Source organism: Halosolutus sp. YCN4, assembly GCF_059736495.1.
Genome location: NZ_JCASSM010000001.1, coordinates 81,124 through 93,633, shown reverse-complemented (window position 1 = coordinate 93,633; position 12,510 = coordinate 81,124). Strand labels below are relative to the sequence as shown.

The 12,510-nt window shown below is 66.2% G+C and carries 12 protein-coding genes; 6 read left to right on the top strand and 6 right to left on the bottom strand.

The genetic code is table 11. From position 1 onward, the window contains the following. Positions 1-93: 93 nt before the first annotated feature. From thrS to glmS, 3 genes are all read left to right on the top strand, one after another. Positions 94-2,037 (top strand): threonine--tRNA ligase, encoded by a 1,944-nt coding sequence (gene thrS, locus AC6I6X_RS00510; RefSeq protein WP_497928560.1) that lies wholly within the window; start codon positions 94-96, stop codon positions 2,035-2,037. 173 nt (positions 2,038-2,210) lie between these two features. Beyond that, complete coding sequence (locus tag AC6I6X_RS00505) at positions 2,211-2,921, top strand: phosphoribosyltransferase family protein (RefSeq protein WP_497928559.1); 711 nt, start codon at positions 2,211-2,213, stop codon at positions 2,919-2,921. Between the two features lie 277 nt (positions 2,922-3,198). Beyond that, positions 3,199-3,645, top strand: a complete 447-nt coding sequence (gene glmS / locus AC6I6X_RS00500; RefSeq protein WP_497928558.1) for a methylaspartate mutase subunit S — start codon at positions 3,199-3,201, stop codon at positions 3,643-3,645. 24 nt (positions 3,646-3,669) lie between these two features. Here the strand turns inward: glmS and AC6I6X_RS00495 are convergent, their stop codons facing one another. After that, complete coding sequence (locus tag AC6I6X_RS00495) at positions 3,670-4,104, bottom strand: universal stress protein (protein ID WP_497928557.1); 435 nt, start codon at positions 4,102-4,104, stop codon at positions 3,670-3,672. A gap of 135 nt (positions 4,105-4,239) precedes the next feature. Continuing rightward, positions 4,240-4,830, bottom strand: coding sequence for a 50S ribosomal protein L15e (locus tag AC6I6X_RS00490; RefSeq protein WP_497928556.1), 591 nt, complete (start codon positions 4,828-4,830; stop codon positions 4,240-4,242). Between the two features lie 366 nt (positions 4,831-5,196). Between AC6I6X_RS00490 and AC6I6X_RS00485 the strand changes: the two genes are divergently transcribed. Continuing rightward, positions 5,197-5,415, top strand: a complete 219-nt coding sequence (locus AC6I6X_RS00485) for a hypothetical protein (RefSeq protein ID WP_497928555.1) — start codon at positions 5,197-5,199, stop codon at positions 5,413-5,415. Between the two features lie 130 nt (positions 5,416-5,545). Here AC6I6X_RS00485 and AC6I6X_RS00480 read toward each other — a convergent pair whose 3' ends face one another. Continuing rightward, the gene (locus tag AC6I6X_RS00480; protein ID WP_497928554.1) at positions 5,546-5,842 is read right to left on the bottom strand and encodes a HalOD1 output domain-containing protein; all 297 of its coding nucleotides are present in this window, start codon (positions 5,840-5,842) and stop codon (positions 5,546-5,548) included. Between the two features lie 171 nt (positions 5,843-6,013). Here AC6I6X_RS00480 and AC6I6X_RS00475 point away from each other — a divergent pair, with 171 nt between their 5' ends. After that, positions 6,014-8,905 (top strand): bacterio-opsin activator domain-containing protein, encoded by a 2,892-nt coding sequence (locus tag AC6I6X_RS00475; RefSeq protein ID WP_497928553.1) that lies wholly within the window; start codon positions 6,014-6,016, stop codon positions 8,903-8,905. A gap of 94 nt (positions 8,906-8,999) precedes the next feature. Beyond that, entirely contained in the window at positions 9,000-9,602 is a 603-nt protein-coding gene (gene sod / locus AC6I6X_RS00470; protein ID WP_497928552.1) for a superoxide dismutase [Mn], read from the top strand. A 112-nt stretch (positions 9,603-9,714) separates the two neighbouring features. On the opposite strand, the gene AC6I6X_RS00465 is transcribed toward sod, so the two are convergent. From AC6I6X_RS00465 to dgoD, 3 genes are read right to left on the bottom strand one after another with little or no spacing between them, the layout of a single operon-like run. After that, the gene (locus tag AC6I6X_RS00465; RefSeq protein WP_497928551.1) at positions 9,715-10,494 is read right to left on the bottom strand and encodes a sugar phosphate isomerase/epimerase family protein; all 780 of its coding nucleotides are present in this window, start codon (positions 10,492-10,494) and stop codon (positions 9,715-9,717) included. 26 nt (positions 10,495-10,520) lie between these two features. Continuing rightward, positions 10,521-11,345, bottom strand: a complete 825-nt coding sequence (locus AC6I6X_RS00460; protein WP_497928550.1) for an SDR family NAD(P)-dependent oxidoreductase — start codon at positions 11,343-11,345, stop codon at positions 10,521-10,523. A gap of 16 nt (positions 11,346-11,361) precedes the next feature. Continuing rightward, positions 11,362-12,510, bottom strand: coding sequence for a galactonate dehydratase (gene dgoD / locus AC6I6X_RS00455; protein ID WP_497928549.1), 1,149 nt, complete (start codon positions 12,508-12,510; stop codon positions 11,362-11,364).

The window sequence follows — 12,510 nt, the reverse complement described above, 5'->3', positions numbered from 1 at the left end:
GGCTGTGTCGGAATCGACTCACAGTCGGGCGGGGCGAGCGGACCACCCACCGGACTTCTCACCGAAGTTCCCAGATCAGCCACAGCGATAGCCATGTCAGAATCAGACTCACAGGAGCAGATCGCGGTCGTACTGCCAGACGGATCCGAACTCGACGTCGACCCCGGCGCGACGGTCGAGGACTGTGCCTACGAGATCGGGCCCGGCCTCGGGAGCGACACCGTCGCCGGCAAACTCGACGGCGACCTCGTCGCCAAGGAGGAACCCGTCTACGACGGCGCCGAACTCGAAATCGTCACCGACGGCAGCGAGGAGTACCTCGACGTGATGCGCCACTCCGCGGCCCACTGTCTCGCCCAGGCCGTCGAACGCCACTACGACGACGTCGACCTCGCGATCGGCCCGCCGACGGACGAGGGCTTCTACTACGACTTCGACAACCTCGACGTCGACGAGGAGGACCTCGCGGACCTCGAAAGCGAGATCGAGGAGATCATCGAGGCCGACTACGACATCGAACGCGAGGAGGTCTCGATCGAGGAGGCCGAGGAGCGACTCGCCAACGAGCCCTACAAACTCGAACTCTTAGAGGAGTTCGCCGACGAGAACGACACCGTCACGTTCTACAGCCAGGGCGAGTGGGAGGATCTCTGTGCCGGACCGCACGTCGACTCGACGGGCGAGATCGGCGTCGTCGAACTGCTCGAGATCGCCGGCGCCTACTGGCGCGGCGACGAGGACAACCCGATGCAGACGCGCATCTACGGGACGGCCTTCGAGGACGAGAGCGACCTCGAGGCGTTCTTGGAGCGCAAGCGCGAGGCCGAGAAGCGCGATCACCGCCGCATCGGATCGGAGATGGACCTCTTCTCCATCCAGGACGTGACGGGGCCGGGCCTGCCGCTCTATCACCCCGCCGGAAAGACGGTCCTCTCCGAACTCGAGGAGTTCGTCCGGGATCTGAACGAAGAGGCGGGCTACGACTACGTCGAGACGCCCCACGTCTTCAAGACGGACCTCTGGCACCGATCGGGTCACTACGAGAACTACGCCGACGACATGTTCATCTTCGACGTCGGCGACGACGAGTTCGGCCTGAAGCCGATGAACTGTCCCGGTCACGCCGCCATCTTCCAGGACCACTCCTGGAGCTACCGCGACCTGCCGATCCGGTACGCCGAGAACGGCAAAGTGTATCGGAAGGAACAGCGCGGCGAACTCTCCGGGCTCTCGCGGGTCTGGGCGTTCACGATCGACGACGGCCACCTGTTCATCCGCCCCGACCAGATCGAGCGCGAGGTCGAGGAGATCATGGACATGATCACGGACGTCCTCGAGACGTTCGACCTGGAGTACGAGATGGCGCTGGCCACGCGACCCGAGAAGTCGGTCGGCTCCGACGAGATCTGGGAGAAAGCCGAGGCCCAACTCGAGAGCGTGCTCGAGGCCCACGGACACGAGTACGAGATCGAGGAGGGCGACGGCGCGTTCTACGGGCCGAAGATCGACTTCGCGTTCGAGGACGCGATCGGCCGCTCGTGGGACGGCCCGACGGTCCAGCTCGATTTCAACATGCCCGAGCGGTTCGACCTCTCCTACGTGGGCGAGGACAACGAGGAGCACCGCCCGGTCATGATCCACCGCGCGCTGTACGGCAGCTACGAGCGGTTCTTCATGATGCTCATCGAGCACTACGAGGGGCGGTTCCCGCTGTGGCTGGCGCCCGAACAGGTCCGCGTGCTGCCGATCTCCGACGACAACCTCGGCTACGCCCACCGCGTCGCGAACGAGTTCGACGACTTCCGCGTCGAGGTCGACGACCGCGACTCGACGCTCGAGCGGAAGATCCGCGCGGCCCACGACGATCGGGTCCCCTACCAGATCATCGTCGGCGACAACGAGGAGGAGGCCGGCAACATCTCGGTCCGCGATCGCTTCGAGGACCAGGAGTACGACGTCGCGATCGAGGACTTCAGGGCGCACCTCGAAGCGGAACGCGAGGAACAGCGGACGGAACCGGACTTCCTGCAGAACTGACGACAGGCTCGGTTCGGCGATCGAATTCCTGCGGGTCGATTTTCCGGCGCACGATTCGCGCTCGCCGATCGAGTCATGGCTCATCCGGGTTCCCGGTTGGCCCACGTTCATGCTGATCAAGTGGGTTGAAAAGGATCGAAATACCCATACTTGTGGGATCGTGGATACCTACCATGAACAGAGCCGAGAAGGCGGCCCTCCAGTTGCGGGCCGTCGACGTGTTGCGGATGCTGAAGGAGACCCGGACGTACGAGGAACTGGCTGAGACGACCGGACTCCCGGCCGGCGATCTCAACCGGTACGTCAACGGGCACGTCCTTCCGGGAACCGAACGTGCACGGGAGGTCGTCGACGACCTCGGGCGGGAGGCGCTGGCCGAGGAACTCGAGGCCAGGATTCGGGTCGACGACGAGGGGTACGTCGACAACTCCGGAACGGTCTTCGACCAGTCGTTCCTGGATCTCGTCGCGCCCGTCGTGGCGAACGGCTACGAGTTCGATCGACCGGACGTCGTCCTCACCGCCGCGACCGACGGGATCACCCTCGCCGCGGCGCTGGCGAGTTACTACGGCACCCGGTGCGCCTACGCGAAAAAGCGCAAGGAGACCGCCGTCGAGGAGTTCATCGAGGCGCGCGAGCGCCTCCAGTCGGGGATCGAACTCACCTACTACCTGCCAGCGTCCGCGATCGGTCCGGCCGAATCCGTCCTCGTCGTGGACGATCTCATCCGATCGGGCGAGACCCAGGAACTCCTGCTCGATATCGTCGAGACGGCCGACGCGAACGTGGCGGGCGTCTTCGCCCTCATCGCGGCCGGTGACGACGGGATCATGCGGGCGCGCGAACGGACGGACGCCCCGGTCGGCGCGCTGACGACCGTCTGATCGGCACGACCGCCGGCCGGTCACTGCGGCGTGGCCGAGCGGACAGTCGTCGCGGCCTGACTGTGCGGCCGATCTACGGACCGGACGATCGTAGACTTTCTTCGCTGAACGGTTCCACTCGAGTGATCGGTTCGCGATCGGGTTCTCGTTCCCGGCTCTCGATCGACAGCGTGGCTCGACGAACGAACAGAATCGCACGACGACAACCATGTCACCGAGTAGCACATGATTAATGATTAGGTTTATGTGGATCGCCGCAGTTGGTGGTGGTACGACCATGACGAAGCCAGTCATCCTCGGCGTGATCGGTTCCGACGCCCACGTCGTCGGGATCACCATCCTCGAACAGGCGCTGGAGGCGAGCGGGTTCGACGTCGTCAACCTGGGGGTCCAGACCTCTCAGGAGGAGTTCATCGAGGCCGCGGAGTCCGCCGACGCCGAGGCCGTACTCGTCTCCTCGCTGTACGGTCACGCCGAGCAGGACTGTCAGGGCTTCCACCAGCGGCTGGCGGACGCCGACCTCGACGTCACCACGTACATCGGCGGCAACCTCGCCGTCGGACAGGACGACTTCGAGAAGACCCGGAAGAAGTTCCGCGAGATGGGATTCGATCGGGTCTTCGATTCCGAAACCGATCCCGAGGAGGCCATCGAGGCTCTGAAGGCCGACCTGGACGTGCGTTCGACGGAAGCCGAACGAGAGAGCCAGACCCTCTCGGCCTGACCGCGGGACTGCCGCCGACCGTTTTCAGCGAACGATCGTCACCGGCACCGGCGACCGCCGGGCGACGGTCTCCGCGACACTGCCGAGCAGGATCCGACTGGCGCCGGTCCGGCCGTGACTGCCGATCGCGATGTGATCGACGTCGTTCTCCTCGGCGTAGGAGACGATCGATCGGGAGACGCCGCCGATGACGTGGTCGGTACCGACCTCGACGCCGTGTTCGGCCGCTTGCTCGCGGGCGTCCTCGAGGATTTCCTCGGCCCGGTTCTCGTGGTGTTTCTGGATCTCCTCGTAGTTGGCCATCGCGCCGCCTTCGACGCCGGTCGCGGTGTAGAACTCGCCCGGATCGAGGACGTGCAACGCCGTGATCCGGGCGTCCGGGTACTCCGTACAGGCGAAATCGATGGCGTCGGCCGATCGGTCCGATTCGTCGACGGCGACGAGAACGTGTTCGGGCATAGCCGTGTGTAGGGCGGCCCCTGAAATAAACGCCCACCCTTTCTCCCACGAGACAAGGAGCCGCACCGAGTGCTCTCGAAGACGAGCGGTCGATAAAAGGCGAGATGATACGGGGTCGATCGCGCGATCGCGACGTTACTTCGCGCGGCCCTGGCCGCCGTTGTTGGACGGGCGGACCTTCTCCGCACCCTTGCCGCGGTTGTTGAGGCCGCGGTTGGCCGTGCCCGCGTTGGTGAGGCCGCGGAAGGCGCGGTTCTGGTGATCGTCGTTACAGATCCAGTTGAGGTCGTCGTCGTTCTCGATCGCCGGGTGGTTCGGATCGACGAGGATCACTTCGAACCACTTCTGGCTGCCGTCTTCACCGACCCAGTAGCTGTTGAGCACCCGCAGGTTGGGGTACTTCCGGGAGACGCGCTCTTCGCCCATGCGCTGGATGTTCTTGCGCCGCCCGATGCGGTTGACACCCTGGCGCTTCGTCCGGCGACCGGCCGTGAACCGCTCCTTGCGAGCGGTCCCCTTGCGGACCGAGACGCGGGCCATCACGATCCCCTGCTTGGCCTTGTAGCCGAGTTCGCGGGCCTTGTCGAGTCGCGTCGGGCGATCGATCCGTTCGATCGCGCCCTGCTTTCGCCATTCCTGCTTGCGCTGCCACTGGAGTTCCCCGAGTTTCCCGTCGTCGGGGTCCTTCCACGCGTCCTTGATGTGGGAGTAGAAGCTTTTTGCCATCGTCATCACCGCGGGCGTTTCCTGGTTCAATCCGAGACGGGGCGTCGCCCCGCGGATCACATCCCGACCTGTGGCGGCGTCGTGCCGAACAGGTGCCCGCTGGTGCCCGCGACCCAGCGAGTCTGTCGAAACGTATCCAGCGTTCGTGTATAAGCGCTTCGAACCGTCGAGGTCGGAGCCGATCGCCGCCTCACTCCGTCCGGAAGACCACGTCCGAGCCGTCGACGGTTGCCCGGAGGGTACCGTCGACGAGTTCCGACTCCGCGACCCGATCGGACCCACCCGTGAGCGTCCGTCTACTGTGGCGTCTGGCCGGCGGCCGATCCCGCGGACGACCTCGTCCGACCTCTCCTCGGACGCGCGGGCGTGTCCCACAGCGATCGGCTCCCCGACGGCCTCCGCGTCTGCGAACGCGGCGGCCGGACCTGGGTGACGAACTTCTCGAGCGACCGGTATCGCGTCGCCGCCGGAGCGGTCTCGTGGCTCGTCGGTGACGCGACGATCGAGGCGTTCGACGTGGCGGTCGCCGACGGCGAGATCGTCGACGGCCTCTCGGTCGATCACCGGCCGATCGGCAGCGTGTAATCGGACATGATCCAGGCGCATCCGTCCGTCGGATGCCCGATCAACGCGATCCTGGTCGACCCGACCGTGTACTCTTCGTACCGTTCTTCGATCGTAGGATACTCCGCCGGCGGTGGATTCACACGCCCCATCAGCCGAGACTGCGTTCGGGGTCGTCCCCCGGGTCGTAGCCGACGCCGTCGATCGAAACTCGTCCGCCGCTCCGGATCTGCACGATGTGGTCCGCGTACTCGAACGTCACCTGGAGACCGGTCGCCGGATCCGCCTCGAAGAGCCGATCGAGCGCTTCGGGATCGACGACGTCGTAGAGCGGCAGTTCGAGTTGCTCCGGCGGAACGCGTCGCGCAGTCGACAGTGCGTCGATGATTCGCATACTCGTTCGGTCATCGAAGGCGGCCAGTCGGTGGAGCCCGTTCTTGTGATCCATTACCACAGCGGAGGACGACGGGGGAAAAGTCGCTACCTCTTACGAGTATTCACCAGCCGGCGGATGGGTATTACGTGTATAGACCCGATCGCCGCATCGATCGGCGGAGGCGTGGCGACGCCGGACTGGTTCGCCGTCCAGTTTATGCCTGCCGTGCACCTATGGACCGCGATGACACCGGACCACGAGGTTCCGGCCCACGAGGTTCCGGCCCAGGTTCGTCGCTGGCACACGTTGTACAAACGCGAACAGGAACTCGACCGCCAGAAGACCTACACGAACGACATCCTGAACGCGCTCGACGACGTCTTTTACGTGCTCGACGTGAACGGTGATCTCGAACGCTGGAACGATCGGTTGACCGAAGTGACCGGCTACAGCGATCGGGAGGTCGCGTCGATGAACGCGCTCGAATTTTTCGGCGACGAGGATACGCAGCGGGTCGCGGACGCGCTCGAGAAGACCGTCGAGGAGGGGCAGAACCGACTGGCGGTCGATCTCCTGACGAAAGCGGGAACGTCGATCCCGTTCGAATTCATCGGCGTCACACTCGAGGACGTAGATGGCCGCCCGGTCGTCGCCGGAATCGGCCGCGACGTGAGCGAGCGCAAACGCCTCGAATCGGAACTCCGCACCGAGAAGGAGCACTTCCGAGTGGCGCTCGAGAACTCGCCGATGGTCGCATTCAGGCAGGATACCGACCTTCGGTACACGTGGATCAGCAACCCACGCTCCGACTTCCGCCCCGAAGACGTGCTCGGGAAACGAGACGACGAACTGCTTCCGGCGGCCGCAGCCGAGACGATCATGGCACCGAAACGGCAGGTGCTGGAGACGGGGACCGGCGTTCGCGAGGTGGTGACCTACGAGGTGCCGAGCGGCACGGTCACCTACGACCTGACCGTCGAACCGCTGCGGGACGAGTCCGGAGCGATCGCCGGCCTGACCTGTGCCGCGCTGGATATCACCGATCGCCAGGAGCACGAGCAGGTGCTCGAGCGAACCAGCGACTTGCTCCGGCAGACACAGCGGCTCGCAGAGGTCGGCGGCTGGGAACTCGATCTCCGGACGGAACCCCCCTACAGCGGGATGTGGACGGACGAACTCTACCGGATCCACGATCTGCCGCTCGACGCGGCTCACGATATGGAGCGCGGCATCGAGTTCTACCACCCGGACGATCGGGACCGCGTCCGGTCGGCGATCACCCGAGCGATCGAGGACGGCGAGAGCTACGATATCGAGGCGCGACTGATCACGGCGGCCGACGAGGTCCGCTGGGTGCGGACGATCGGGACGCCCGTGTTCGAGGGCGATCGTATCGTCGCCGTTCGCGGGTCGCTCCAGGACATCACCTCGCAAAAGCACCACGAGATCGCCCTGCAGTCGCTCCACGACGCGACGCGCGGCCTACTCCACACGGAGTCGAAAGCCGACACCGCCGCACTCGTGGTCGACGTCGCGACGGACGTCCTCGACATTCCCGGCGTCGCGATGTATCTGCTCGATACCGACACGAACGAGTTCGTTCCGGTCGTGACCACGCCGGGGTTCGACGACCGCTGTGACGAGCCGTCACCGATCGCGATCGGCGACGAGGAGTCGCCCGTCTGGAACGCCTTCGTCACCGGCACCGGGTCCCTGCTCGACCTGCCGGACGTCCCCGGCGAATCGTCCCCGTTCGACGACGGGGTCGAGAACGCGCTCCTGGTTCCGATCGGCGACCACGGCGTCTTCGTCGCCGTTTCGGACGACATCGCCGTCGACGATGCGACCCGACGGCTGGTGGAAACGCTCGTCGCGACGGCGGTCGCGGCGTTCGATCGACTGCGAAGCGAGACGAGCCTCGAGCAACGCGACGCGGAACTCGAGGCCCGGAACGAGACCCTCACGCGGCAGGTCGCGATCAACGAACTACTGCGAACGATCGATCGGTCGTTGGTCCGGGCGACGAGTCGCGACGGGATCGAAGCGGCCGTCTGCGAACACCTCGTCGAGAGCGACGGGATCGAGTTCGCCTGGATCGGCGACCTCGAGTCGAGCGGCCAGGAACTGGCCCCGCGAACGTGGCACGGGACCACGTTGAACTACCTCGACGCGATCGCGGTCGACGGACGCGTGCCGAGCGACGAACCGGCGTGGCAGACCGCTCGGACCGGCGATTCGACGGTCGTCTCGAACGTCGTCGAAGGGATGCGAGACGAACCGTGGCGAGGAACGGCCCTCTCGTTCGGGTTCCAGTCGATCGTCGTCGTGCCGCTGGCGTACGACGAGTACTCCTACGGCTTGCTGGCAGTGTACACCACCGAACAGTCGGCCATCACCGACCTCGAACGAACCGTCTTCGAGGAACTCGGCGAAACGATCGCCAGTTCGATAAACGCGGTCGAGACCCGGCGAGGGCTCCACGCGAGTACCGCTCTCCAGTTGAAACTGCGATTCACCGACGCCGACTCGTTCGTGACGCAACTCGCTCGCGACGCGAACGCCCGCGTCCGATACGACGGACTCGTCGCCGCCTCGGACGACGAGACGCAACTGTTCGTGACCGTCACCGGCGCGCACGTAGAGACGATCGAAGCCGTCCTGAACGATCTGGTTTCGGTCGCGGACCACCGGTACATCAGTTCGGTCGGCGGCGACCACCGGTTCGAGGTCCGGGCGCGAGGACCGGTCGTCGCGGCGAAACTCGTTCGTCACGGGGGCAGCCCCCAGTCGATCGTCGCGACCCCCGACCGGGCCGAGGTCGTGGTCGACATCCCGGTCGAGACCGACGTCCGCGAGTTCGTCGAAATGCTCGGCGAGCAGTTCCCGTCCGTCGAACTCGTCTCGCGGCAGGACGTCGAGCGATCGACGAACACCGAACGGGAACTCGTCGACTCGCTGAGCGATCGCCAGCAGGAGGTGCTGAACGCGGCCTACTTCGGCGGCTTCTTCGAGTGGCCTCGCGAGAGCACGGGTGAAGAGATCGCCGAGATGCTCGGCGTGTCACAGCCGACCGTCAATCGACACCTCCGACTCGGCCAGAAAGAGCTGTTGTGCCGCCTGTTCGGCGATCGGTAGTGCAACGCGAAACGTGCGTTTCGGGATACAAAACTGAATTTCAGGAAATCCTTATTCTCCGCTGGCACCTGCAATCCTACCGGAGACCGAATCCATGACACGCTACGAACTGCCGCCGCTGCCGTACGACTACGACGCGCTCGAACCGCACGTCTCCGAACAGGTGCTCACCTGGCACCACGACACGCACCACCAGGGCTACGTCGACGGCTGGAACGGCGCCGAAGAAACGCTGGCCGCGAACCGCGAGGAGGGGGACTTCTCCTCGTCCGCCGGTGCGATCCGCGACGTCACGCACAACGGATCGGGTCACGTCCTCCACGACCTGTTCTGGAAGAGTATGAGTCCCGACGGCGGCGACGAACCGACCGGCGCGCTCGCCGATCGCATCGAGGAGGAGTTCGGCTCCTACGAGGCCTGGAAGGGCGAGTTCGAGGCCGCCGCGTCAGCGGCCGGCGGCTGGGCGCTGCTCGTCTACGACAGTTTCTCCAATCGACTCCGTAACGTCGTGGTCGACAAGCACGACCAGGGCGCGCTCTGGGGCTCGCACCCGGTGCTCGCGCTGGACGTCTGGGAACACTCCTACTACCACGATTACGGACCCGACCGCGGCGACTTCGTCGACAACTTCTTCGAGGTCGTCGACTGGGAGGAGCCGTCCGCTCGCTACGAGCGGGCCGTCGATCGCTTCGAATAGACGGCCTAGCCGTCTCGACGCCGTGGGCACCCGTGGGCACCCGTGGGCAGCTTCGTCGAGACGCGTTCAGCATCCGCTTTCGTTTTGCGTCGCCACGAACGGCGCGTTATCGTCACAGGGCGTCCAGAAACGCCGCCCCTCGATCGATCGAGGCCGCCGGATCGGTTGGATCGTCGTGTTCGTAGATCAGCCACTCCGTGTCGACAGCCGCGGCCGCCTCGGCACAGGCCTCCATGTCGACGTTGCCCCGTCCGATCTCGACGAACTCGACGGCGTCCGAGTCGGCGGCGACCGGTCCGGACACCCCGCCGACGGAGATGTCTTTCATGTGAACCTGCGACAACCGATCGCCGTACTCGCGGATGCGCGCTGCGGGATCGTCGCCGCCGACGAGCGCCCACCCGACGTCGAGTTCGATCCCGACCCCGGTTCGCGCGAGGAAGCGATCGAACGCCCGCTCGCCGTCGAGGGCGACGTACTCGTGGGCGTGGTTGTGGTAGTGGAGGTCCCACCCGTCGGCTGCGAGCGCCGCCGCGAGGTCCTCGAGGTTGGCTGCGGCCGCGTCGACTGCCGTAGCCGATTCGAACCGCGATGGGTCCAGCCACGGGACGACGACGCCGTCGACGTCGAACGACTCGTAGGCCTCGCGGACTGCGTCGCGATCGTCTCGCAGGGTCTCGAAGCCGACGTGTGGCGGCGTCGCCTCGAGGTCGCGGTCGGCGAGCGCGTCCGCGATCGCTCCCAGGTCGGCGTCGGTGGCGATCGGGCTGTACGGGCCGGCGAACTGGACGCCGTCGTAGCCGGCGGCGGCGACCCGATCGAGGATGTCGGTGAGCGATTCGTCGAGGGCGCGCACGCTGTAGAGGTTGATCGCAGTTTTCGGCGTCGACATGGCTTAGAGTCGTGGGGCCGGTGACTTCAGTCCTCCCGTGCGCGGTAGTCGGGAAGCGTATCGTCCTGCATCACCGCGCCGCGCCCGCCGTCGACCAGCAGCGACGCGCCGGTGACGAACGCGGCGTCAGGGCTCGCGAGGAAAGAAACCGCCCCGGCGACGTCGGCCGGAACGCCGATCCGACCGGTCGGGTGGATCGATTCGACCGCCGCGAGACGGCCCTCGGGGAGTTCCTCGCGGGTCCGCTCGACCTCGACCCAGCCGGGTGCGACGGTGTTCACGCGGACCGTCGGCCCGAAGTCGAGCGCCATCGCCCGCGTCATCCCGTTGATCCCGGCCTTTACCGCGTTGTACGGGAAGTGCGCGGGCATCGTCGAGAACGCGTGGTTCGAGGAGACGTTGACGATCGCTCCCCGGTCCATGTGCGCGAGCGTCGCTTTCGCCGCGAGCCAGTAGGCTCGGAAGTCCGTCTCGAGGACGAAGTCCCAGTCCTCCCGGGTCGCCTCGTCGGCGGGGGTTTCGGTCTGGACCGCCGCGTTGTTCACGAGGACGTCGATCCCGCCGAACTCGTCGGCGGTGGCTTCGGCGAGTGCGGCGATGTCCTCCGGGTCGCGCATGTCCGCCCGGACGAACGTCGCCGCGCCCGCGCCGATCGCGTCGTCGATCTCGTCGACGAGAGCCTCGCCCGCGTCCGCGGTTCGACCGGAGATCACGACGCTCGCACCCTCTGCGGCGAGTCGCTTCGCGACGCCCGCACCGATGCCGCGGGTCGATCCCGTGACGATCGCCGTCTGCCCCTCGAACCGGCCGGGGACGGCGTGCTCGATCGGCGAGTCCGGCCGGCGCGTCATCGATAGCCCTCCATCGTTACCACTCGGCGACGCTGCCGTCGTCGTGTCGCCAGATCGGGTTGTGCCAGTCGACGCCGCCCGTCTGGTCGCGGACGTGGTCCTCGTCGATCTCGATGCCGAGTCCCGGGCCGCCGGGGATGTCGACGTAGCCGTCGCGGTACTCGAACACCGAGGGATCGGCGAGGTAATCGAGCACGTCGCTGGTCTCGTTGTAGTGGATGTCGAGGCTCTGCTCCTGGATGAGCGTGTTCGGCGAGCAGGCGTCGACCTGGATGCAGGAGGCCAGCGCGATCGGCCCGAGCGGACAGTGCGGGGCCAGCGAGACGTCGTAGGCCTCGGCCATCGACGCGATCTTGTTCACCTCCGTGATCCCGCCGGCGTGGGAGAGGTCGGGCTGGATCACGTCCACCGCGTTCGACTCGAATACCTCCTTGAAATCCCACCGCGAGTACATCCGCTCGCCGGTCGCGATCGGGGTCGTCGTCGACGCCCGGATGTCCGGCAGCGCGTCGTTGTGTTCCGGGAGGACCGGTTCCTCGATGAACATCGGATCGTACGGTTCGAGCGCCTGCGCCAATCTGCGGGCCATCGGCTTCGAGACGCGGCCGTGGAAGTCGACGCCGATGTCGACCTCGTCGCCGACCGCCTCGCGAACGGCCGCGATCCGATCGACCGCGTCGTCGACCGCCCGCGGGTTGTCGACCGATCGGATCTCCGGCGTGGCGTTCATCTTGAGCGCGGTGAACCCCTCGTCGACTTTCTCCCGTGCCGCGTCGCCGACGTCGCGCGGTCGATCGCCGCCGATCCACTGGTAGACCCGGACCCGGTTTCGGGCCTTCCCGCCGAGCAGTTCGTACACCGGCGCGTCGAACGTCTCGCCCTTGATGTCCCAGAGGGCCTGGTCGACGCCCGCGATGGCGCTCATCAGCACCGGGCCGCCGCGGTAGAAGCCGCCGCGGTACATCGCCTGCCAGTGGTCCTCGATCGCGCTCGGGTCCTCGCCGAGCAGGTAGTTGTCCAGCAGTTCCTCGACCGCCGTCCGGACGGTCTTCGCGCGCCCCTCGACGACCGGTTCGCCCCAGCCGACGGTTCCGTCGCTCGTCGTCAGTTTGAGGAAGAGCCAGCGGGGCGGCACTTCGAACAGTTCGTAGTCAGTGATTCGCAT

Coding starts and splice junctions, on each gene's coding strand:
- thrS (WP_497928560.1), top strand. CDS start 94: ATGTCAGAATCAGACTCACAGGAGCAGATCGCGGTCGTACTGCCAGAC.
- AC6I6X_RS00505 (WP_497928559.1), top strand. CDS start 2,211: ATGAACAGAGCCGAGAAGGCGGCCCTCCAGTTGCGGGCCGTCGACGTG.
- glmS (WP_497928558.1), top strand. CDS start 3,199: ATGACGAAGCCAGTCATCCTCGGCGTGATCGGTTCCGACGCCCACGTC.
- AC6I6X_RS00495 (WP_497928557.1), bottom strand. CDS start 4,104: ATGCCCGAACACGTTCTCGTCGCCGTCGACGAATCGGACCGATCGGCC.
- AC6I6X_RS00490 (WP_497928556.1), bottom strand. CDS start 4,830: ATGGCAAAAAGCTTCTACTCCCACATCAAGGACGCGTGGAAGGACCCC.
- AC6I6X_RS00480 (WP_497928554.1), bottom strand. CDS start 5,842: ATGGATCACAAGAACGGGCTCCACCGACTGGCCGCCTTCGATGACCGA.
- AC6I6X_RS00475 (WP_497928553.1), top strand. CDS start 6,014: ATGACACCGGACCACGAGGTTCCGGCCCACGAGGTTCCGGCCCAGGTT.
- sod (WP_497928552.1), top strand. CDS start 9,000: ATGACACGCTACGAACTGCCGCCGCTGCCGTACGACTACGACGCGCTC.
- AC6I6X_RS00465 (WP_497928551.1), bottom strand. CDS start 10,494: ATGTCGACGCCGAAAACTGCGATCAACCTCTACAGCGTGCGCGCCCTC.
- AC6I6X_RS00460 (WP_497928550.1), bottom strand. CDS start 11,345: ATGACGCGCCGGCCGGACTCGCCGATCGAGCACGCCGTCCCCGGCCGG.
- dgoD (WP_497928549.1), bottom strand. CDS start 12,510: ATGCGAATCACTGACTACGAACTGTTCGAAGTGCCGCCCCGCTGGCTC.